Here is a 20,508-nt window from a genome sequence, read left to right as displayed (position 1 = left end):
ATGGACGCGCTGAGCAAGCTGCTGGCGAAGAACCGCGACTGGGCGAGCGAGGTCGAGACGAGCGAACCCGGCTTCTTCTCGTCGCTGCTGCGCCAGCAGGCACCCAAGTACCTGTGGATCGGATGCGCCGACAGCCGCGTGCCCGCCAACGAGCTCGTGGGCCTGCGGCCCGGTGAGCTCTTCGTGCACCGCAACGTCGCGAACGTGGTGGCGCATTCGGACCTCAACTGCCTCGCGGTCGTGCAGTACGCGGTCGACCTGCTGAAGGTCGAGCACGTGATCGTGGTGGGCCACTCGGGCTGCGGCGGCGTCGGCGCGGCGCTCCGGGGCCTGCGCATCGGCATCGCGGACGCATGGATCCGCCACGTGGCCGACGTGCTCGAGAAGCATGCCGCCTGGTTCGACGAGGTGCCCGAGGAACGGCGGCTGGACGCGCTGTGCGAGCTCAACGTGGTCGAGCAGACGCTCAACGTCTGCCGCACCGGCGTGGTCCAGGACGCCTGGCGCCGCGGCCAGCCGCTGATGGTGCATGGCTGGGTTTACGGGCTGCACAACGGCTGGCTCAACGACCTGGAGATGACCGTGGCGCGCCCCGAGGACATCGAGCGCTTCCATGCGTGCGCGATCGCGTCGATCCGATCGCGCCACACGGCGCCGGCCCGCGTGCCGGAAGCAGCCGTCGAGACGAGCTGATCTTTCTGTTGCCGCGAGGACACCTTGCCGCCGGACCGCCGGCGGCCGGGGCGCGGCCGCCTGCCACACAACAACCAACCGGAGACATCACATGCACCCCATCCAGCGCACACCGAACACGAAGCGCCGCGGCCTCGCCGCGGCGAGCCTCCTGGGCCTCGCGCTCGCCTCCACCTTCGGCCTGCCGGCACGCGCCGACACCGACTACCCCGACAAGCCCGTGCGCCTGATCGTTCCCTTCCCGCCGGGCGGCGGCGGCGACAAGCTGGCGCGCGTGTTGGCGCCCACGCTCGGCGAGCTGCTCAAGACCAGCGTCATCATCGACAACCGCGCGGGCGCCAACGGCAACATCGCGCTGCAGGCGGTGGCGAAGTCCAGGGCCGACGGCTACACGCTCGGCCTCACGCTCACCGATCACATCGCGCTGAGTCCGTCGCTCTACGACAAGCTGCCCTTCGACCCGGTGAAGGACTTCCAGCCGATCGGGCTGATCGCCTCCACGCCCTATGTGTTCACGGTCGACGCGGCCAGCGGCGCGGCCCATCTCGGGGCCGCCATCGCGAAGGCGAAGAAGGACCCGGGCTCGGTGAGCATCGGCTATCCGACCGTGAGCCCGCTGCTGGCGACCGAGCTGCTGCAGAAGCAGTCGGGCGCGAAGTTCAACCTGATTCCCTACCGCGGCATCGCCCAGGGCATGCCCGACATGTTGGGCGGCCGGCTCGACGCCTGGGTCGGGACCAGCGTCACGATGCGCGGCTTCATCGAAGGCGGCAAGGTGCGCGGCATCGCCGTCACCTCGGCGCAGCGCTCGCCCGCGCTGCCGGGCGTGCCGACGATCGCGGAGAGCGGCTTCCCGGGCTTCGAGCTCGTGAGCTGGTACGGCATCGTGGCACCGGCCGGAACGCCGGCGGCGATCGTCGCGGTGCTGAACGCCAAGCTCAACGAGACGCTGCGCACGCCCGACGTGAAGGCCAAGCTCGAGGCCGATGGCGCGCTGATCCTCGGCGGCGCGCCCGAGCAGCTTTCGCGTGCCCTGCGCGCGGACATGGACCGGCTGGGCCCGCTGATCAAGGCCGCCGGCATCAAGCCCGAGTGACGCGCTGGGTGCAGTCCGCATGAACCCGGTCGACTTCATCGCCCATCTGCGGTCCGTGCTCGGGCCGACCCAGGTGCTCGGCGCCGACCTGGCGGCCCACGGCGGCTCGATCTCCGCAACCTGCTGACCCCGGGCGGCTGCTCGAACCGGACTGAACGCTACGAGCAGGTGTAGCTCGCGGCCGATCCCGCATCGCCGCTGGTGTAGGCGATCTTCTTCGGGTACACGCAGATCGGGCGGGTCTTCGGCGCCGCGCCGGGCGACTGCAGCGTCAGCGCCTCGGGCGCCTTGCCTTGTTCCACCCAGGCCGTCAGCGTGTCGTAGAACTGGGTCGGCGCGAAGTACGGAACCGCCGCGCCCGGGTTCGAGGTGCCGTTCGGGTCGCCGTGGCCGGCGCCCGGCACCAGGTAGAGCCGGTAGAAGCCCTGCACGTCGCTCAGTCCGCCCATCTTCGCGACGACGCTGTTGTAGTAGTTCACCGTGCCCTGCGGCATGATGAGTTCGTCCGCCAGGCCGTGCCAGGTCAGCAGCTTGCCGCCGCGGTTCCTGAACGCCGAGAGGTCCGGGTTGTCGGTGTTGATGTTCCCGAACTCCGCTTGTAGCGCGAGGCCGCGGTCGTAGGCATTGCTCAGTTGCGCGTAGCTCAGCTGCTTCCAGAGCGACTGGCCGTTGCCGGTCGCGTTCAGGAACGAGGGATCGCCGAGGGTGGAGTTCTGCAGCTCGAGCGCGACCTGGTCCGAGGCGATGGGGAAGGCGCCGTTCGGGCTTGCGAGGCCATTGAGGCCGAAGGCGGAGAACATCGCGCCATAGAGCGAAGTGCCGCGCGTCAGGCCGTACCAGCGCTGGTTGCCGGTGCCGAGCAGCGTGGAGGACGAGGCCGCGGACCAGCCGTTGTCCGCCGCGGGCGCCGGCGCCGAGCCGTCGGCCGTCATGCCGTACCAGATCTTGTTGATGGCCCGCGCCTGTGCCTTGCTCACGCAGGCGGCGGTGGCGTTGCTGCCGCCATCGGCGGTGCAGAGCACGCTGGCGTCCGTCGTCGGGTCGTAGCTGCAGGACTGCGGATCGAGCACGTAGCCCAGATGCTGGCCGCCCACCAGGTCGCAGGCGGCGATGGCCGCGTTGGAGACCAGGTCCTGCTGGGCCTGCGTCGGTGCGACGCCGCCCAGGTCGCGCTGGAAGACGATCTGGGGATAGAGCTCCGCCGTGATGAAGCGGCTCCAGTGGATGGCCGGGTAGTTGGCGACGATGCCGTCGAAGTCGGCGGGATGGTTCTGCGCCAGGTTCAGGCCCTGGCGACCGCCCGTGGAGCCGCCGTCCCAATAGGCGTACTTGGGTGCCGCGCCGTAGTAGGCCGCGGCCAGCGCCTTCGTCTTGACGGCCTGCTCGTGGATGCCGCGGCTGGCGAAGTCGGTCCACAGCGTCTTGTTGATGGTGCCGTCCGGATTCATCGCGAACGAACCGCCGGCGGACGAGGCATGGCCGGTGTCCGTGGTCGAGGAGACCGCGCCTTCCTTGCCGGCGACGCCGGCCGCGTCGGTGCTGGCGATGGCGCTCGCGCTGCCCGCGGCGCCGCCCTGCCAGCCGCCGCCGCCCAGCGCGTGGACGCGCGAGTTCCAGGCCGCCTTCGCGGGCAGCCAGACCTCGATGCCGATGCCCGGCGAAGTCGAGGGCGCGTCCGCGGGGCCGGGGTTGCCGGGCCCGACATTGAGCTTGACCATGCAGACGTCGTTGGCGGCCAGCGGCGTCGCGCCGGTTGCCGTGCCGCCGAGGATGAGCGCGTCGCCCTTCTTGAAAGCCTTGACCGCCACCACGGTGGTCAGCGCATCGGGCTTGAAGTTCGCCTTGAGCGTGTCATCGCAGGCCAGCGGCGCGGCGCTCGCGGGAGGTGGCGGCGTGCCGGTGGCGATCGGCAGGAACGCGTTGTGGCTGCCGCTGCCGCCACCGCAGGCGGTGAGCAGAAGCGCCGCGAGCGCGGCCGGGAGCATCGATGGTGGGTTTGTTTTCATGGGTCTCCATCCAGGTGTATGCGTGCAATAAAGTGCATTCACGTAACTGTGACTGCCGGCACGCATGCAGTATTGAGCCTGTCTGGATGGGACGTCGCCGTACAGGTAAACCCTTCGATAGGGAATACGCCGTGCAATGGAAGTGAAATTCCGCGGCCGCGCCGCGACCCTGAAAACGCCCCCGGGACCGGGTGTTATTGAAAAATATATTGCATGTCTTCGGAGCGAATCCAATGACAGCCAGGCTTGGCGGCGACCGCCGCGCCGAGCAGCGCCGCGGCGATGGCCTGTGCCGGGTTGACGCGCCATCGCGCCGGCAGGACCGGCCCCAGGCGCCGCGCCAAGGTCAGCGCCATGCCTTCCGCGCGCCTTTCTTCATGGCGCTCGCCACCGATCAGGCTGGGCCTGCAGATCGTCAGCGAGCGGAATCCGATCGCGCGGATGTCCCGCTCCACTTCGCCCTTGGTGCGCGGGTAGAAGAAGAGGGAGCTGGCCGACGCGCCCATCGCCGTGACGATCGCGAAGGTGCCCACGCCGGCGGCGTGCGCGGCCCGGCCGAAGGCGAGGGGCAGCTCGTGGTCGACGTAGCGGAAGGCCTCTTTCGAACCGGCTTTCGCCTGCGTCGTGCCTAGCGCGCAGACCACGGCGTCGGGCCGTTGCGCGATGCAGGCCGGCACCAGCTCCTCGAGCTTCGAGGCGACCGGGTTGACCAGCCTGGCGTGGGCCGCGAGTGGCGTTCGCGTCGGCGCGATCACCTCGGAGAAGGCATCGTCCGAGAGCGCGAGCTGCAGTGCCCGACCGCCCACCAGACCCGTCGCACCCAACAGCAGCAGTTTCATGTCGATCGCCTCGCGCGGTTCACCGGGGGCCATTGTGCGGGCCGATCAGGCCTGCGCGTCGAGGTCGCGCTCGTAGGCTTCCAGCGCCTTGGGCTTGCCAAACAGGTAGCCCTGGTACAGGTGGCAGCCGTGGCGCTCGAGGAACTCGCGTTGCGCCTGCGTCTCCACGCCTTCGGCCACGATCTGCAGCTCGAGGTTGAGCGCCATGCCGATGATGGTCTGGATCACCAGCTCCACCTTCGGGTTCAGGCCGATGCCGTGCACGAAGTACTTGTCGACCTTGATCTGGTTGAGCGGCAACTGGATCATGTACGACAGCGACGAGAAGCCGGTGCCGAAGTCGTCCATCGAGAACTGGATGCCCATGCCGGCCAGGGTCTTCATCTTGGCGATGGTGTCGGCGACCTTGAACTGCAGCAGGCTCTCGGTCAGCTCGAGCTTGAGCTGGCGCGGATCGGCGCCGGTGCGCTCGAGCACGCGGGCGACCTGCTTGACGAAGTCGTCGGTGCGGAACTGCCGCGCGCTCACGTTGACCGACAGCTGCAGGTGCGCGCGCCGCGGGTCCTCGCTCCAGGCTGCGAGCTGGCGGCAGGCGGTCTCGAGCACCCACAGGCCCAGCGGGATGATGAGCCCGGTGTCCTCGGCCGCGGCGATGAATTCGCCGGGTGCCAGCAGGCCGCGCAGCGGATGCTGCCAGCGCACCAGCACCTCGGCGGCGACCACGCGATCCTCGCTCGTGACCTGGCTCTGGTAGTGCAGCACGAACTGCCGCTGCTCGACGGCCGCGTGCAGCTCGTTCTCGAGCGCCGCGCGCGCGGTGATGCTGGTCTGCATGCGGGTCTCGAAGAAACGCAGCGCGTTGCCGCCGGCGGTCTTGGCGTCGTACATCGCGATGTCGGCCTGCTTGATCACCTCGTCGAGCGAGGCATCGGCGGTGTCGAACAGCGCCACGCCGATGCTGCAGGTGCTGTGGTGCTGCTGGCTGCCGAGCTGGTAGGGCCGGTTGAGCTGCTCGAGGATGGCCGCGCCGATGGCCTCGGTCTCTGAGGTCGCGATCAGCCGCCGTTCGTGCAGCTCGGCCAGCATCACGACGAACTCGTCGCCGCCCAGCCGCGCCACGGTGTCGCCGCGGCGCAGGCAGGCGGTGAGGCGCTTGGCCACCTGCTTGAGCATCACGTCGCCGGTGTCGTGGCCGTGCGCGTCGTTCACGGTCTTGAAGTTGTCGAGGTCGAGGAACAGCAGCGCGCTCCAGCGCGAGCGCCCCGGCGCGGCATCGATGGCCTGCTTGATCCGGTCCACCAGCAGCCGCCGGTTGGGCAGGCCGGTGAGCGTGTCGTAGAAGGCCAGCTGCTCGACCTCGTCGGCCGCCCGCTTGCTCTCGGTGATGTTGCGCAGGATCACGATGAAGCGCGGATCGGCCTGCGCGCCGCTGGCCTTGCGCGAGACCGAGATCTCGAACCAGGCCTTGCTGCGCGCGTAGCGGCGCTCGAACTGGCGCCCGCTCGAGCGCCCGGTCTCGTTGGCTTCCTTGAGCGCCGCCATGACCTCCGCGCTCGCCTGCGGCGGCAGCAGCTCCTGCAGCCGCCGGCCGGCCGGCTGGTCGACCTGGATGCCCGGCAGCGGTACGCGCGGCGCATGGTGGCCGTGGCAGATGCCGTCGAGCCCGACCTCGAGCAGCAGGTCGGGCAGCGCCTCGAGCGTGGCCTGCAGCTGCGCCTTGCTCTCGACGATGGCGGCCATGTGGCGCCGTTTCTCGGTGATGTCCTGGTAGACGCAGACGGTGCCGCCGTCGGGCGTGCGGCTGCGCGTGGCCTGCGTGACCCGGCCGTCGTCGAACACCGCCTCCTGCTCGGAATGCTCGCGCGCGAGCTGCGGCATGTTCAGGTCGAGCCAGCCGCCCGGCCCGCCTTCGTGCACCACGTGCTTCGCGGTCTCGGCCACCAGCTCGCGAAACGGCACCTGCGGCGCGAGCAGCGGCCGCACCCACGGGAACATCGCGACGAAGCTGTGGTTCCAGGCCAGCACGCGGTCGTCGGCGTCGAGCAGCACGAAGCCGCCGATCATCGACTCGAGCGCCTGGTCGAGCGTGGCCTTGGAGCGGACCAGTTCCTGCCGCGCCTGCCATTGGCGCCGCAGCTGCAGGTGGGTGAAGGCCGCGATCGCGAGGATCATCGCGCCGACCAGGACGCCGGTCCATGCGATGCGGTCGCGCTCATGGCGCCAGTCGTGCAGCGCCGCGTCCAGCGGGATGCTCGCGACGATCAGCAGGTTGCGGTGCAGCGTGGGGCGCGCCACCAGGATCGCGGGCACGCCGCTCAGGCGCGCGGCCATCTGCACCGGGCGGCCGTCGCTGGTCTGCTCGCTCAGCGGTGGCTCGAGCTGCCGGCCGAGCAGGTCGTCGCGCGCCGGCACGCTCACCAGCAGCGAGCCCGCGTCGCGCTCGAGCGTGACCTCCAGGCCCGGGATGACGGCGCCCTGCATCGTCACCAGCGCCAGCAGCGAGATCTGCACCTCGGCCACGGCGAGGATGCGGCTGCCGTCGGCCAGCGGCACGGCGCGCGCGAAGAACACCACCTGCTGCAGCGTGGCGGGGCTCGAGATCGGCGCGCTCACCGCCATGGTCGACAGCGGCTGCGCCAGCACGTCGTGCGCGAAGCCCTCGGGCAGCGCCATCGGGATCTGGGCGCCGCGCCGGTCCGACGACGCGATGGGCACGCCCTGCGCATCGACGAAGGCGACGAAGCGCACCAGCAGGTTCTGCCGCACCAGGTTGCCGACCAGCCGCCGCACCTCGGGCCGGTTGGCATCCTCGGCGATGCGGTCGCGCGGGGATTCGCGCAACTGCTCGCCCGCGCCGGCGAGCATCATGTCGATGCTCAGCAGCGCGCGGTTGAGCGCCGCCTCCGAGCCGCCGACGAAGCGCGTCGCCTGGGTCTGCGCATTGGCGATGGCCTTGCCGCGCGCGTCCCAGATGATGCTGCTCGCCACGGCCGCCAGCGTGCCCAGCAGCAGCAGGGCCACGCCGTAGACCACGGCCACCACGCGGCGGGAGAAGCGCTGTGTCACCGGGCGAGCGGGGCGCGGATGCCGACCGCGGGGCCGACGGTGTCGTTCCAGACCTGCGCGCAGACCGGGCCGCAGCGCTGCAGCCAGCCGGGCAGCACGCGGGTCGCGAAGATCTCGCGCCGGCGCGCCTCGTCCTGGGGCGAGGGGGCGACCGCCGTCATCCGCCCCTTCACGGGCCGGGTGCAGCCGGCCGCGCCGGTGTTGCAGGCGATGCCCTCGGTGGTCTCGCGCTCGGACTGGTCCCAGACCGCGGCCTCGAGCTTCGGCAGTTCGGTGCGCAGCAGCGCCTGCAGGTCGGGCGGGAGCGCCTCGAGGTTCTCGCGGTTGGCCGCGAACACCGCCAGGCCCCAGCTCAGCGGCATGGTGTAGAGCGAACTCGTCACCGCGTGCAGGCCCAGCGTGTGGCCCGACATGGTGCCGGTGATCGCGCAGTCGGTGTTGCCGGTCGTCATGTTCGACATGATGGCCGCGAATTCGGTGTAGACGGGCGTTGCCCCGAGCGCGCGCATGAAATCGGCCTGCGTCGCGCTCGACACCCGCACGCGCCGGTTCGCGAGGTCGGCCAGCCGCGCCACGGGCCGCGCGCAGAACACGGCCTGCGCCGGATAGGTGTAGATCGCCAGCAGCTCCGCGCCGTAGCGCTCGCGCAGCGTGCGCGCCAGGTAGGGTCGGAAGGCGCCGACCACGCGGCGCAGCGTCGCGATGTCGGGATTGAGCCCGGCCATGTCGGGCGTGCCCAGCTCGGGGAACTGCACCGCCATCTGGCTCATGAGCGCGGTGCCGAAGGGCACCACGCCGAGCTGGATCAGGCTGAGCATCTCCTGGCCCGGCACGCCGGCGCGGTCGAAGGGCACGATGCTGGCGCTGTAGCGTCCGCCGGTTCGCGCGGCGAGCTCGCGGGCCCAGAAGTTCTCCTCGTGCCGCGTGTACTGGGTGACCCCGGCGAGGCCGCCGACGATGCGCAGGCGCTGTGCCGGCACCTGCTGCGGCTGTGCCTGCGCCTGGCAGGCGAACGACGCCGCGAGAAGGAGAAGGAGGGCGTGGAACAGTCGGGGCATCAGGCGGCACCGCTCCCGTCGGCCACGGGCGCGCCCGGCGCCGGGCGCGCCGGTTCCACCGGGGCGTCCGAGAAGAAGGCGAAGCCGGGTCCCTGGCGCTGCTGCTTGACGCGGTACATCGCCTGGTCGGCGCAGCGCAGCAGCTGCGCCAGCGTGCGGCCGTCCTCGGGGTTGCAGGCGATGCCCAGGCTCATGCCGACCGACACCTCGGCGCCATCGGCCTCGATGGGCTGCAGGCCGGCGTCGACGATGCGGCGCGCCATCTGCGCGAGCGCCGCGCGGGAGGGCCGGCCCGGCACCAGGATCGCGAACTCGTCGCCACCCAGGCGCGCCACCGTGTCGCTCGCGCGCAGCTGCGAGCGCAGCCGCGCCACCGTCTGCACCAGCACCGCGTCGCCGACCGCGTGGCCGTGGCCGTCGTTGACTTCCTTGAAGCCGTCCAGGTCGAGCAGCATCAGCGCGAAGGGCTGGTCGCGGCGCAGCCATTCCTCGCCGCGGCTCTCCAGGCCGGCGCGGCTGGCGGCGCCGGTCAGCGCGTCGGTGCCGAGCGCTTCCACCAGCTGCTGGGTGCGCGCCGTCAGCGCCTGCTCGGAGCGCAGCACCAGCCGCAGCCGCGAGGCCATCGCCACCGCGAACACCACCAGCTCGACCACCAGCGCCGCCTGCGAGACGTTCATCTGGCCGGGCGCCCACTCGATCCAGCCCCAGCTCGCGAACACGATCGCGCCGATGCCGGCCAGCAGCAGCCCGACCCCGATGCAATAGAGCACGGCCGGCCAGTAGCGCCGACGGATCGCGAACATCGCGCCGATCACCATCACCGCCGTCGAGGCCACCACCGACATCTGCACCAGCCGGAAGGTGATCAGCGGATGGGCGCCCCAATGCGCGTAGGGAATGGCCAGCAGCAGCGCGACCGAGAAGGCCTGCACCAGCCGGTCGAGCAGCGGCGCGAAGTGCGACAGCCGCAGCAGCCGCCGGCCGAACTGCAGCTTGCACAGCGCCCACAACGCGGGTCCGGCCGTGTAGGCGAAGCCGGCGCCGGCCGGCCAGTGCGCGAACGGGTAGCGCAGCGCATGGCCGTTGATGCTCGCGAGCGCGAGCAGGCCGCAGAGGCAGGCCAGCATGTAGTAGGCGTAGAGCGCCTCGCCGAACACCACGAACAGCACCAGGCCGTAGACCATGAGCCCGAGCAGCAGGCCGTAGCTGACGCCGTCGAACATGCGCTTGTCCTGCGTCGACTGCAGGTAGTCGGCCGGGTCCCAGAGCGTCACGTCGTAGATGCGCGCGAAGGTCGACTCGACGCGGAAGTACACCGTGTAGACGCCCGGCCCCGGCAGCTCGAAGCGCCAGGCCATCTGCTCGGAGGCGGCCGGCCGCGTGGCCCAGGGATGGCGCATGCCGGTGACCACCGGCTCGGCCAGCGCGTGGCCCGTGGTGTCGAAGGGGCCGTAGAAGCGGATGTCGCGCGTCGACACCGTGGGCACCAGCATCAGCCATTCGCGCGCCGCGTCGGCCGGGTCCTGCAGCTGCATCTGCAGCTTGAACCACAGCACGCGGTCGGATTCCCGGCCGCGCAGCGGCTGGTCGGGCAGGGTGAAGCGCGCTTCCTGCGCCGGGGTGCGTACCTCGTCGATGCCGAGGGCGCGGGTCGTGTCCTCGAAGAACTGGAGCTGCTGCACGGCGGGCAGGCCGGTGCCCTGGCGCGAGAGCGAGAGCACCGGCTGGCGCGCGTCGGCCGGCGCCGCGCCGAAGGCCGGGTTCAGCACGGCGAGAAGCAGCAGCGCCAGCAGCCACTGCCAGAGCGCGCGATGCGCGGCGCGAGGGCGTGCCGGCCCGTACCCTGGCGCGAAGGCGCGAGACGGAACGGACGCGGATTCCAGGGACATGGGGCGAACGAAGGCGCGCCGCTGGCGGGCGGTGTGAATGAGGAAGTTTGCAATTGTGTCCTACGGACTTCGGTGGGTGGGCGGGGCGTGGCCTGGTTGCCACGGGTGGCCGACGAACGGTTCGGGGGCCTTCCCGAAGGAGGCCGGAACGGAGGCGTTCCCGCCATTTCATGCGGTGATTGAATGTGCCATTCACCGCAAATATTGCGGTGAATGAGTTTGCTCCTGTGGTGAACACGGCGTCTAATCTCCGCATGAATAGCGGAGAAAACCTCTATATCTGGCAAGCCGACGACTGGCCCGGGTGGCGCTATAACCTGTCCGCCCTGGCCCAGCCCCTGGCCGATGTCAGCCGCGCCCAAGGCGCCTTGCTGGGCCGGCTGGCAGACGTCGGGCTCGCGCTGCGCGACCAGGCCAGCCTGGCGGCGCTGACCGACGACGTGGTCAAGACCAGCGAGATCGAGGGCGAGGTGTTGGACGTGGCCTTGGTCCGTTCGTCGATCGCGCGCCGGCTCGGGCTCGACATCGGCGCGCTGGCGCCCGTGGACCGGCACGTGGACGGCGTGGTCGAGATGGTGCTCGACGCCACCTCGCGCAGTGGCGAACCCCTCACCGCCGAGCGCCTTTTCGGTTGGCACGCGGCGCTGTTCCCGACCGGCTATTCGGGCCTGTCGAAGATCGACGTGGGCCGCTGGCGCGACGACGCGGCCGGTCCGATGCAGGTCGTCTCGGGCCCCGTGAACCGGCGCAAGGTCCACTTCGAGGCACCGCCGGCGGACACGTTGCCCGCGCAGGTGGAAGCTTTCCTGGCCTGGGCCAACCGGGAGCCGGACGAACCCGTCCTCCTCAAGGCGGGCCTGGCGCACCTGTGGTTCGTCACCTTGCATCCCTTCGACGACGGCAATGGCCGCATCGCACGCGCCGTCGGCGATCTGTTCCTCGCCCGTGCCGATGGCACGGGGCAGCGCTTCTACAGCCTGTCGGCGCAGATCCAGCGCGAGCGCAAGGCGTACTACGACATCCTCGAGCGCACCCAAAAGGGCTCGCTCGATGTCACCGCATGGCTGGCCTGGTTCCTCGACACGCTGGGCCGAGCCACCGCCAGCGCGCAGCTCACGCTCGACGGCGTGCTGACCAAGGCGCGCTTCTGGCAGCGCTGGGCCGGCACGCCGGTGAACGAGCGCCAGGCGAAGCTGCTCAACCGCCTGCTCGACGGCTTCGAAGGCAAGCTCACCAGCAGCAAGTGGGCGGCTATCGCCAAGTGTTCGCCGGATACGGCGCTGCGCGACATCACGCAGTTGCTGGCGCTGGGGGTGCTGAAGAAGTCGGCGGGGGGTGGGCGCAGCACGGGGTACGAGCTGATGGACTCCTGAGCCTCAACGCGCACCCGTGGCCTGCTTCCCGTTCGCCGCCGCCGGCAGCCGCTCGTCGCGCGCGAACATCTGCGCCACCAACTGCCGCAGCCACACGTTGCCCGGATCCGCATGCTGGCGCTCGTGCCAGTGCAGCCGCACCGAATAGGGCGGGAACGCGATCGGCGATTCGAGCACGCGCAGCTTCTCGCTTTCCGCGAAGGCCTCGCCAAGGCTGCGCGGCACCACCACCAGCAACTCGGTCTCGGCCACGATGCGCGACACGCCGAGGAAGCTCGGCACGCGCAACCCGATGTTGGGCTTGATCTTCAGCGCCGCCAGGGTGCGCTCGACGATCGACGGACCGGTGCCCGACATCGTGACGAGGATGTGGCTCTCGGCGAGGAAGGCGCGCTTGTCGATGCGCTTGCGGATGCGCGGATGGCGCTCGGACACCAGGCAGACGAAGCCCTCGTCGAGCAGCGTGCGCTGGAAGAACCCGGCCTCGAGCTGCGGCATGTAGCCGATCGCGAGCTCGAGCCGGCCTTCCTCCATCAGCCGCGGGCTGTCGCTCGAGATCGTCTCGGCCTCGATGCGCACCGCGGGCGCGATCTGCTTGAGCCGGTTCACCAGCAGCGGCAGCATCACCACCTGGCGGATGTCCGTCATGCCGACGCGGAAGACGCGCGCCGAGGCCTGCGGGTCGAAGGCGATGCGCTCGCTCTGGGTCTGCTCGAGCAGCTCGAGCACCTTGCGGATCGAGGGCAGGATCTCGCTCGCGCGGGCGGTGGGCTGCATGCCCGAGGGCGTGCGCGTGAACAGCTTGTCGTCGAAATGCGCGCGCAGCTTGTTCAGCGCGATGCTGGCCGTCGCCTGCGCGATGCCGAGATGCTCCGCGGCGCGCGAGACGCTGCGGGTCTCGTAGACCCGGTCGAACACCGAGAGCCATTCGAGGTCGAGCTTGGACATGGGTGGGTGCGATCGGTCGGAGGACGAAAGGGGCTTGATGCGGCGCTCGGGCATGCGGCGATGGTTGCCCGCCGCGCGCCGCGCGCCTATTGCAAAACGCAATTCTAGGAATCGGGCCGGTGGTTTGACGCAGCGGCGGGGCAAATCAACACTTGCCCGAACCCTTCGACACACCATGCCCGACATCTTCAAACGACACCTGTTCAAGGCGGCCGCCGCTTCCGTGGCCATGGCCGGCGGCCCCGCTTCCGGCGCGCGCCGAGACGAAAGAGCCGCCATCGTCCTCGTGCACGGCGGCTGGCACGGCGCCTGGTGCTACGAACGTGTGCTGCCGCTGCTCGCGGCTGGCGGCGTCGCCGCGGTGGGCCGCGACCTGCCCGGCCACGGGCTCGCAGCGCGCTTCCCCGCCAGCCATGGCCGGCCCGGCCAGGAGGCTGCCTTTCTCGCCGAGCGGTCGCCGCTCGCGGGCATCGGCCTGGACGACTACGCCGACAGCGTGATCGCCACCATCGACGCGCTGCGCGCCGCCGGCCATCGGCGCGTGGTGCTCGCGGGCCACAGCATGGGCGGCATCGTGCTTCATGCGGTGGGCGAGCGCGCGAGCGAGAAGATCGCGGCGCTGGTCTACATCGCCGGCAACATGCCCGGGCCCGGCGTGCCGATCGGCGCGTACTTCGGGCTGCCCGAAGCGGCCTCCGCGCGCGTGAACCCCGTGCTGCTCGGCGACCCGGCGGCCACGGGCGCGTTCCGCATCGACCCGCTCGCCACCGGTGGCGCCTACCGGGCCGCCTTGCGCGAGGCCTTCTACAACGACGCCTCCGATGCCGACGCGGCGGCGGCGCTGCACCTGCTGTCGCCCGACATGCCGTTCGCACCCATGGCCACACCTATCGCTCTAAGCGCGCGCCGCTGGGGCGCGATCGAGCGTCACTACCTGCTCTGCCTGCGCGACAACGCCGTGCCGCCGTCGCTCGCGCGCCGCTTCATCGCCGACGCCGACGCCTTCGTGCCCGCCCACCGCACGCGCGTGCACGAACTCGATAGCGGGCATTCGCCCTTCCTCACGGCACCGCGGGCGGTGGCGGACCTGCTGCTCGGCATCGCCGCATCGGCCGCGAGGGAGCACCGCGAATGACGCTCGGTGCCGTGCTCGACGCGATCGAACTGACCACGCCCCAGCCCGCGCTGGCGGCCGATTTCTACGCGCGCGCCCTGCGCTGCGAGACGCAGCCCGCGGGCGGGAACGGGCTGCGCTGCGTGGCGCCGCAGCGCGTGCTGGCGCTGCACGAGGGCGCGCCGAACCAGCTCGCGCAAAGCCGCTTCCGCTTCGCCGACGAGGCCGCGCTGCGCGCCTATTCCGGGCGCTTCGCGGGCCGCGCCTTCGCGCGCTTCGAGGAGACGGGCGAGCCGGGACCACGGCTCCTGCTCGACGATCCCGAGGGCCGGCGGCTGTGCTTCATTGCCGGACCGCCAGCGGCTCCGCCGCCAGGCGATCGCGCCGAGGCGCGGCTGCAGCACTATGCGGTGCGCACGCCCGACCCCGAGCGCCTTGCGCGCTTCTATGCCGACGAACTCGGCTTCGTCGTCTCCGACTTCGTGCGCGATGCCGCGGGCGTGCTGCGCGCCGCCTTCCTGCGCACCGACCATGAGCACCATGCGCTCGCGATCTTCCATGCGCCGCAGGTGCGCTTCGACCATTTCTCCTGCGAGACGCGCGACTGGGAGCGACTGCGCGACTGGGCCGACCACATGGCGGGCGAGCGCATCGCGCTGGTATGGGGCGTGGGTCGGCACGGGCCGGGCAACGACACCTTCTTCATGGTGGCCGATCCCGACGGCAACCTGGCCGAGATCTCCTGCGACCTCGAGTCCTGCCCCGAGGACCGCGAGCCCGGCCTCTGGCCGCACCACCCGAGCACGCTGAACCGCTGGGGCATGGCGATCATGCGGAGCTGAGCGGCGTGCGGACTTCCAGCGATTCTCCAACCCTGCGCGCCGACGTGCTGATCGTCGGCGCCGGCCCCGTGGGCCTGATGCTCGCGAACCTGCTGGCCGGCCACGGCGTGCGCACGCTCGTGATCGAGCGCAACCAGGCCACCGTGCGCGAGCCGCGCGCCGTGACGCTCGACGACGAGAGCCTGCGCACGCTGCAGTCGGCCGGCCTTGCGGAGGCGGTGGTGCGCGACCTGGTGCTCGGCTATGGCGTGCAGTACTTCTCCTGGCGCGGCAAGCCTTTCGCGAGCATCCAGCCGACGCGCCAGGAGTACGGCTACCCGAAGCGCAATGCCTTCAACCAGCCGCGGCTGGAGCGCACGCTGTGCGAGGGCCTCGCGCGCTTCGAGGAAGACGCGCGCGTGCTGTTCGGCCACGCGCTCGAGTCCTTCGATGACGAAGGCGAAGGCGACGGCGTGCGCTGCCGGGTGCGCGGCCCCGCGGGCGAGCTGCGCGTCGAGGCGCGCTGGCTGGTCGGCTGCGACGGCGCGCGCAGCCGCGTGCGCGAACTCTGCGGCATCCGGCTGCAGGGCGACACCCATCCCGAGCGCTGGCTCATCGTCGACCTGGCCGAGCGCACCAGCAGCCTGCGCCATACCCAGACCTTCTGCGATCCGCTGCGCCCCGCGATCCGGCTGCCCGGACCGCACGGCACGCTGCGCTACGAATTCATGCTGCATCCGGGCGAGGACGATGCCTTCGCGCTCGACGAAGCGCGTTTTCGCGGCTGGATGGCCGCGCGCCATCCCGAAGACCGCGCGCTGCCGCTGGTGCGCAAGGCGGTCTATACCTTCCATGCGCGCGTGGCCGAACGCTGGCGCCACGGCCGTGTGCTGCTGGCCGGCGATGCCGCGCACCTGACGCCGCCGTTCGCGGGCCAGGGCCTCAACAGCGGGCTGCGCGATGCCGCCAACCTCGCCTGGAAGCTCGCGGCCGTCACGCGCTGGGGCCTGCCCGAGGAACTGGTCGACAGCTACGAGACCGAGCGCCGCCCGCATGCGCAGGCGCTGATCCGCATGGCACTGCGCATCGGTGCCTTCATGCAGCCCAAGAGCCGCGCGGGCGCGGCCGCGATGCAGACGCTGCTGCGTGTCGCCTGCCTGGTGCCGCCGCTGCGCGACTACGTGCTGCAACTGCGCTTCAAGCCCAGGCTGCGGTTGCGCGACGGCTGGTTCGAACTGCACCAGCCGCTCGACCGGCCGGCCTGCCGTCCCGAGCTGCTGCCGCAGCCGATGGTCGATCTGCCCGATCGCTCGCTGTGCCGGCTCGACGAACTGCTCGGCACCGGCTTCGCGGTGATCGGCTGGGATTCGCCAGCCTTCCGCGCCCAGGCCCGTTCGCTGGCACCGCCCGGCGTGCCGCTGCGCGTGGTCGCGCTGCGCCGCGCGCGCGAGGATTTCCTGTCGTTCGCGGCGAACCCCGAACTGGCGCAGGCGCGCGACGGCAGCGGCGCGCTCGATGCCTTCCTCGACGCGCTGCAGGCCGAGGCCCTGGTGCTGCGGCCTGATCGCTACTGGTCGCGCGTGGTGCCCATCGGCGAACTGGGCGCGGCATCGGCACGGGCACCCCTTTTCCTGAACTCCATCGAAAGCACTCCATGAAACTCTTCAGCTACAGCATCGAAGGCCGTGCCTCCTACGGCCTTGAGGTTTCCGGCGGCCTGCTCGATCTCGGTCGCCGCTTCGCACCCGAATGGCCCACGCTCAAGGCCTTGATCGCGGCCGATGCGCTCGCGCGGGCCGCCGCCCTGCGTGCGGAGGCACCCGACCTGCGCTTCGATCAGGTCGAGCTGCTGCCGGTGCTGCCCGATCCGGGCACCATCGTCTGCATCGGCCTCAACTACGAGGAACACCGTGCCGAGACCGCGCGTCCGGTCGCGCCGCATCCGACGGTGTTCCTGCGCATCGCTGAATCGCTGCAGGCGCACGGCTCGCCGCTCCTCATTCCGCGCGAATCCTCGCAGTTCGACTACGAGGGCGAGCTCGCGCTGGTCATCGGCAAGGCCGGCCGCCGCATCGCCGAGCACGAGGCCTGGGCGCACGTCGCCGGCGTGAGCTGCTTCAACGACGCCAGCGTGCGCGACTGGCAGAACCATACGCATCAATTCGGACCCGGCAAGAACTTCCCGCATACCGGCGCCTTCGGTCCCGCGCTGGTGACGCTCGACGAGCTGCCGGCCGACCGCGTCGTTTCCGTCGAGACGCGCGTGAATGGCCGCGCGCTGCAGCAGTCGTCCACCGACCGGATGATCTTCCCGGTGCCCCGGCTGCTGGCTTACGTGTCGACCTTCATGACGCTGCAGCCCGGCGACGTGGTCGTCACGGGCACGCCGGGCGGCGTGGGCGCGAAGCGCCAACCGCCGCTGTGGCTGGCCGAAGGCGACGAGGTGGAAGTCGAGATCGGCCATGTCGGCGTGCTGCGCAACCGCTGCGTGAAGGAGGCGGCATGAAGGAGCCGCGGCGCATCGAATCGTTGCCGGGCCAGCCGGCGCGGCGCGTGCTCGAGGCCGACCTCTGCGTGGTCGGCGCCGGCGCCGCCGGTGTCTCGGCGGCGGTGGAGGCGGGCCGGCTCGGCTTGCGAGTGGTGCTGGTGGACAGCCTCGCGCAGATCGGCGGACAGTCGGTCAACGGCTTGATCGGCACGCTCTGCGGCTTCTTCTCGATGGGCGATGCACCCTACCAGCTGAGCTACGGTTTCGCGGGAGACGTGCTGGCGGACCTGCAGGCAGCGGGCGCGCTCGCATGGCGGCCGGGCCGGCGCAGCTTCGTGGGGCTGTACGACGAGCACGAGCTCGCCGGCAGCTATGCCAGGCACCTGCGCGCCGCGGGCGTGGAGGTGGTGCTCGGCGCGGTGCTGGCCGAGGCGCGGCGCGAGAGCGACCGGCTGCGGCGCATCGATGCCTGGACCCGCCATGGGCCGCTGTCGGTGACGGCGCGTTGCTTCGTCGATGCCAGTGGCGATGCCGCGCTCGGCGCGCTGGCCGGCGCCACCTTGCAGCAGGCCGAGCTGCCCGTGTATGGCACCAGCATGTTCTCGATCGCCGGGCTGGGCCGGCCCGTGCCCACGCGCGCCGCCGTGATCGAGCGCCTCGAGCAGGCCGCGCCGCGCTACGGGCTCGCGCGGCGCGACGGCTTCGTCTTCGAGTTTCCGGGCCGCGACCTGTGCCTGGTGAACCTCACGCATTTCCAGACCCCGCTCGATGCCGTGGCGATGTCGCGCGTGGCGCTCGAGGCGCGCGGCGAGATCGACCGCGTCATGGCCTTCCTGCGCGGCGAGTTTCCGCAGGCCTTCGGCGGCGCGCGCATCCAGTCGGTGGGCCAGCCCGGCGTGCGGCAGACGCGCGGCATCGCGGCGCTGCGCACGCTGTCGACCGCGCAGGTGCGCAGCGGCGAACGGTTGCCCGACGCCATCGGCCGTTGCGCCTGGCCGATCGAGTTCCACGGCCGCGAGGAGGGCGTGCACTGGGAGACCTTCGGCGACGAGCACATCACCTGGATCCCGCTGGGCGCCATGGTCTCCCGCGATCTGCGCAACCTGGTCGCGGCCGGCCGCTGCGTCGATGCCGAGCCCTTTGCGCTCGGCGCGATCCGCGTGATCGGATCCTGCATGGCAATGGGCGCCGCGGCCGCGGCGGCCGCCTTCCTCGGTGGCGACGACCTGCATGCGCTCGACGTGGCGAAGGTGCAGGCCCTGGTGGCGGACAACCTCGAGCGCCGCGACCCCGGCCCCGCCGCCTGAAGCGGCGTCGGGCCGCCCCGTTTCAATTGCCCGCCGCCGGCACGTTCACGAAGCGCTCCACGTCGGGCAGCTTCGCGAGCATGCCGTTGTCGCGCATCAGCTCGGCCGTCTTGCGGATCTGCGCCACCTCGATCTGCGTGGGCATCGGCGGCAGGTTGATCTGCTGCAGAACCGGCACCGGCAGCTTCGTGAAGTCCGACACCACCTGCAGCGCCTCGGGCGAACGCAGGTTGGCGTTGTACCAGTCGATGCCGCGGCGCAGCGCGCGCGTGAACTTGCGCAGGTTCTCGGGATGCTGCGCGGCGTACTTGCCGGTGGTCAGGTACTGGCCCGCGTCGGCGCCCGGCTGCACCTCGTTGAAGGGCGAGCCCACCACGGCCAGCTCGGCATGGCGCGCCGCCGCGCTCTTGAAGGGCTCGACCATGAAGGCCGCGTCGACGTTACGCCGGCGCACCGCGTCCTCCATCTGCGGGAACGGCACCTCGCGAAAGTTCACCTTCGCGGGATCGCCGCCGCGCGCCTTGACCCATGCACGGGCATAGAGCCACACGATGCTGTTGCGGTTGTTGACGCCGATCGACTTGCCCTCGAGGTCGGCGCCGCTCCTGAACGTCTCGCCCTTGCGGCCCACCATCTCCGTGGTGGGGGCCTGCGGCTGCATCTTGGCGCCCGGCGCGATCGCCTGCACGTCCAGCCCCTGGTGGAAGGCCAGCAGGCCCGACACCGTGTTGCTCTGCGCGATGTCGTAGGCCCCGCCCACCAGGCCGGGAATGCCGACGGCGCCGCCGGCCGAGGTGCTGGTGTCGACCTCCAGCCCTTCCTGCGCGAAGTAGCCCTGCCGGATCGCGACGATCACGGGAACGCAGTCGATGATGGTCTGCACGTTGACGCGGACCTTGGCGAGCTCGGCGGCCTGCGAGGCGCCGCCGCAGAGCGACGCGCAGGCGAAAGCCAATGCGGTGAAAGCATACTTCATGGGGATCTCCGGAGTGAGGGAAAGAGGAAGCGCGTTCTCAGGCGCGGCCGTGCCAGGGCAGCGCGGTCTTCTCGAGGCGCAGGATCGCGCGGTTGAGCGCATAGCCCGCGATCGACAGGCACAGCACGGCCGCGTACATGGGCGCGGGCTGCATGGCGTACTGGGCCTGCACGATGAAGTAGCCAATGCCGCTGGCGCCGGCGACCATCTCCGCGATGATTGCCACCACCAGCGCGATGCCCAGGCTGGTGCGCAGCCCCGCGAAGATCGCGGGCAGTGCGCCGGGCAGCACCAGCTTGCGCAGCGTGGCGGCGCGCGACAGGCGCAGGGTGCGCGCTGTCTGCCGCAGCACCGGACTGCCGTCGCGCACCCCGGCCACGGTGTTGATCAGCACCGGAAAGAAGCTGCTGAAGGCGACGATGAAGATCTTGAGCGCATCGCCCACGCCGAGGAACAGGATCAGCGGCGGCACGATCGCGGAGATCGGGATCGGCCTCAGGGTCTCGACCAGCGGGCTGAAGATGCGCATCAGCAGCGGCGAAAGGCCCAGCAGCAGGCCCAGCGCGATGCCCGCCGCGCTGCCGGCTGCATAGCCGGCGAGCATGTAGCCCAGGGTATTGCCCAGCAGCGCGGGCAGCTCGCCGGACCGCAGGCCGTCGCGCAGCGCGGCCAGCACCGCGGTGAAAGGCGGCCAGTTGAGGCTGTCGACCCAACCGAGGCGGGCCGAGGCTTCCCACAGGGCCAGCAGCGCGATCACCAGCGCGATGCCGGAGGCGGTGCGCGCGAGGCGCGGCAGGGCGCGCGAGGAAGAAGAGACGTGCGACGCGGTCATGG

16 protein-coding genes are annotated in these 20,508 nt (G+C 71.0%); 8 read left to right on the top strand and 8 right to left on the bottom strand.

Translation table 11 applies throughout. The features are described 5' to 3' along the window. On the top strand, positions 1-693 hold the full coding sequence (gene can / locus AC1HIL_RS34175; protein WP_057590185.1) for a carbonate dehydratase: 693 nt from the start codon (positions 1-3) through the stop codon (positions 691-693). 91 nt (positions 694-784) lie between these two features. Beyond that, positions 785-1,789: a Bug family tripartite tricarboxylate transporter substrate binding protein gene (locus AC1HIL_RS34170; protein WP_296742240.1), complete on the top strand. Its 1,005-nt coding sequence runs from the start codon at positions 785-787 to the stop codon at positions 1,787-1,789. Positions 1,790-1,947: 158 nt separating this feature from the next. Here AC1HIL_RS34170 and AC1HIL_RS34165 read toward each other — a convergent pair whose 3' ends face one another. The 5 genes from AC1HIL_RS34165 to AC1HIL_RS34145 all read right to left on the bottom strand — a co-directional run bounded on the left by AC1HIL_RS34165 (position 1,948) and on the right by AC1HIL_RS34145 (position 10,647). Then, complete coding sequence (locus AC1HIL_RS34165; protein WP_296742242.1) at positions 1,948-3,795, bottom strand: tannase/feruloyl esterase family alpha/beta hydrolase; 1,848 nt, start codon at positions 3,793-3,795, stop codon at positions 1,948-1,950. Between the two features lie 194 nt (positions 3,796-3,989). Further along, the gene (locus tag AC1HIL_RS34160; RefSeq protein WP_296742245.1) at positions 3,990-4,634 is read right to left on the bottom strand and encodes a Rossmann-fold NAD(P)-binding domain-containing protein; all 645 of its coding nucleotides are present in this window, start codon (positions 4,632-4,634) and stop codon (positions 3,990-3,992) included. Positions 4,635-4,679: 45 nt separating this feature from the next. Then, positions 4,680-7,700 (bottom strand): bifunctional diguanylate cyclase/phosphodiesterase, encoded by a 3,021-nt coding sequence (locus tag AC1HIL_RS34155; protein WP_296742249.1) that lies wholly within the window; start codon positions 7,698-7,700, stop codon positions 4,680-4,682. After that, on the bottom strand, positions 7,697-8,758 hold the full coding sequence (locus AC1HIL_RS34150; protein ID WP_261214669.1) for a TRAP transporter substrate-binding protein: 1,062 nt from the start codon (positions 8,756-8,758) through the stop codon (positions 7,697-7,699). The genes AC1HIL_RS34155 and AC1HIL_RS34150 overlap by 4 nt, the downstream gene beginning before the upstream one ends. Beyond that, entirely contained in the window at positions 8,758-10,647 is a 1,890-nt protein-coding gene (locus tag AC1HIL_RS34145) for a diguanylate cyclase domain-containing protein (RefSeq protein ID WP_479669017.1), read from the bottom strand. The genes AC1HIL_RS34150 and AC1HIL_RS34145 overlap by 1 nt, the downstream gene beginning before the upstream one ends. Before the next feature lie 254 nt (positions 10,648-10,901). On the opposite strand from AC1HIL_RS34145, the gene AC1HIL_RS34140 reads away from it, so the two are divergent. Next, complete coding sequence (locus tag AC1HIL_RS34140) at positions 10,902-12,020, top strand: Fic family protein (protein WP_296723221.1); 1,119 nt, start codon at positions 10,902-10,904, stop codon at positions 12,018-12,020. Between the two features lie 3 nt (positions 12,021-12,023). Here AC1HIL_RS34140 and AC1HIL_RS34135 read toward each other — a convergent pair whose 3' ends face one another. After that, complete coding sequence (locus AC1HIL_RS34135; RefSeq protein WP_296723223.1) at positions 12,024-12,968, bottom strand: LysR family transcriptional regulator; 945 nt, start codon at positions 12,966-12,968, stop codon at positions 12,024-12,026. A gap of 175 nt (positions 12,969-13,143) precedes the next feature. On the opposite strand from AC1HIL_RS34135, the gene AC1HIL_RS34130 reads away from it, so the two are divergent. From AC1HIL_RS34130 to AC1HIL_RS34110, 5 genes are read left to right on the top strand one after another with little or no spacing between them, the layout of a single operon-like run. Then, a complete protein-coding gene (locus AC1HIL_RS34130; protein WP_422099305.1) occupies positions 13,144-14,103 on the top strand; it encodes an alpha/beta hydrolase in 960 nt (319 codons plus the stop codon). Next, positions 14,100-14,924 (top strand): VOC family protein, encoded by an 825-nt coding sequence (locus tag AC1HIL_RS34125; protein WP_422099304.1) that lies wholly within the window; start codon positions 14,100-14,102, stop codon positions 14,922-14,924. Before AC1HIL_RS34130 ends, AC1HIL_RS34125 begins: the two co-directional genes overlap by 4 nt. Positions 14,925-14,929: 5 nt before the next feature. Then, entirely contained in the window at positions 14,930-16,561 is a 1,632-nt protein-coding gene (locus tag AC1HIL_RS34120) for a bifunctional 3-(3-hydroxy-phenyl)propionate/3-hydroxycinnamic acid hydroxylase (protein WP_479669018.1), read from the top strand. Further along, positions 16,558-17,409, top strand: a complete 852-nt coding sequence (locus tag AC1HIL_RS34115; protein WP_413765258.1) for a fumarylacetoacetate hydrolase family protein — start codon at positions 16,558-16,560, stop codon at positions 17,407-17,409. Before AC1HIL_RS34120 ends, AC1HIL_RS34115 begins: the two co-directional genes overlap by 4 nt. Next, positions 17,406-18,698 (top strand): FAD-dependent oxidoreductase, encoded by a 1,293-nt coding sequence (locus AC1HIL_RS34110; RefSeq protein ID WP_413765259.1) that lies wholly within the window; start codon positions 17,406-17,408, stop codon positions 18,696-18,698. The genes AC1HIL_RS34115 and AC1HIL_RS34110 overlap by 4 nt, the downstream gene beginning before the upstream one ends. 22 nt (positions 18,699-18,720) lie before the next feature. Here the strand turns inward: AC1HIL_RS34110 and AC1HIL_RS34105 are convergent, their stop codons facing one another. Together AC1HIL_RS34105 and AC1HIL_RS34100 are read right to left on the bottom strand one after the other, a co-directional pair. Continuing rightward, the gene (locus AC1HIL_RS34105; RefSeq protein WP_296723231.1) at positions 18,721-19,674 is read right to left on the bottom strand and encodes an ABC transporter substrate-binding protein; all 954 of its coding nucleotides are present in this window, start codon (positions 19,672-19,674) and stop codon (positions 18,721-18,723) included. 37 nt (positions 19,675-19,711) lie between these two features. Further along, the gene (locus AC1HIL_RS34100; protein WP_413765261.1) at positions 19,712-20,506 is read right to left on the bottom strand and encodes an ABC transporter permease; all 795 of its coding nucleotides are present in this window, start codon (positions 20,504-20,506) and stop codon (positions 19,712-19,714) included. Positions 20,507-20,508: the final 2 nt, after the last annotated feature.

The sequence above is a fragment of the Variovorax sp. ISS6 genome, from assembly GCF_056523145.1.
The sequence above is the reverse complement of the archived record's forward strand: the minus strand, read 5'-3'. Positions and strand labels throughout refer to the sequence as shown.

What these genes read in the sequence shown, in the direction of transcription:
- can (WP_057590185.1), top strand. Translation starts at nt 1, where the DNA reads ATGGACGCGCTGAGCAAGCTGCTGGCGAAGAACCGCGACTGGGCGAGC.
- AC1HIL_RS34170 (WP_296742240.1), top strand. Translation starts at nt 785, where the DNA reads ATGCACCCCATCCAGCGCACACCGAACACGAAGCGCCGCGGCCTCGCC.
- AC1HIL_RS34165 (WP_296742242.1), bottom strand. Translation starts at nt 3,795, where the DNA reads ATGAAAACAAACCCACCATCGATGCTCCCGGCCGCGCTCGCGGCGCTT.
- AC1HIL_RS34160 (WP_296742245.1), bottom strand. Translation starts at nt 4,634, where the DNA reads ATGAAACTGCTGCTGTTGGGTGCGACGGGTCTGGTGGGCGGTCGGGCA.
- AC1HIL_RS34150 (WP_261214669.1), bottom strand. Translation starts at nt 8,758, where the DNA reads ATGCCCCGACTGTTCCACGCCCTCCTTCTCCTTCTCGCGGCGTCGTTC.
- AC1HIL_RS34145 (WP_479669017.1), bottom strand. Translation starts at nt 10,647, where the DNA reads ATGTCCCTGGAATCCGCGTCCGTTCCGTCTCGCGCCTTCGCGCCAGGG.
- AC1HIL_RS34140 (WP_296723221.1), top strand. Translation starts at nt 10,902, where the DNA reads ATGAATAGCGGAGAAAACCTCTATATCTGGCAAGCCGACGACTGGCCC.
- AC1HIL_RS34135 (WP_296723223.1), bottom strand. Translation starts at nt 12,968, where the DNA reads ATGTCCAAGCTCGACCTCGAATGGCTCTCGGTGTTCGACCGGGTCTAC.
- AC1HIL_RS34130 (WP_422099305.1), top strand. Translation starts at nt 13,144, where the DNA reads ATGCCCGACATCTTCAAACGACACCTGTTCAAGGCGGCCGCCGCTTCC.
- AC1HIL_RS34125 (WP_422099304.1), top strand. Translation starts at nt 14,100, where the DNA reads ATGACGCTCGGTGCCGTGCTCGACGCGATCGAACTGACCACGCCCCAG.
- AC1HIL_RS34115 (WP_413765258.1), top strand. Translation starts at nt 16,558, where the DNA reads ATGAAACTCTTCAGCTACAGCATCGAAGGCCGTGCCTCCTACGGCCTT.
- AC1HIL_RS34110 (WP_413765259.1), top strand. Translation starts at nt 17,406, where the DNA reads ATGAAGGAGCCGCGGCGCATCGAATCGTTGCCGGGCCAGCCGGCGCGG.
- AC1HIL_RS34105 (WP_296723231.1), bottom strand. Translation starts at nt 19,674, where the DNA reads ATGAAGTATGCTTTCACCGCATTGGCTTTCGCCTGCGCGTCGCTCTGC.
- AC1HIL_RS34100 (WP_413765261.1), bottom strand. Translation starts at nt 20,506, where the DNA reads ATGACCGCGTCGCACGTCTCTTCTTCCTCGCGCGCCCTGCCGCGCCTC.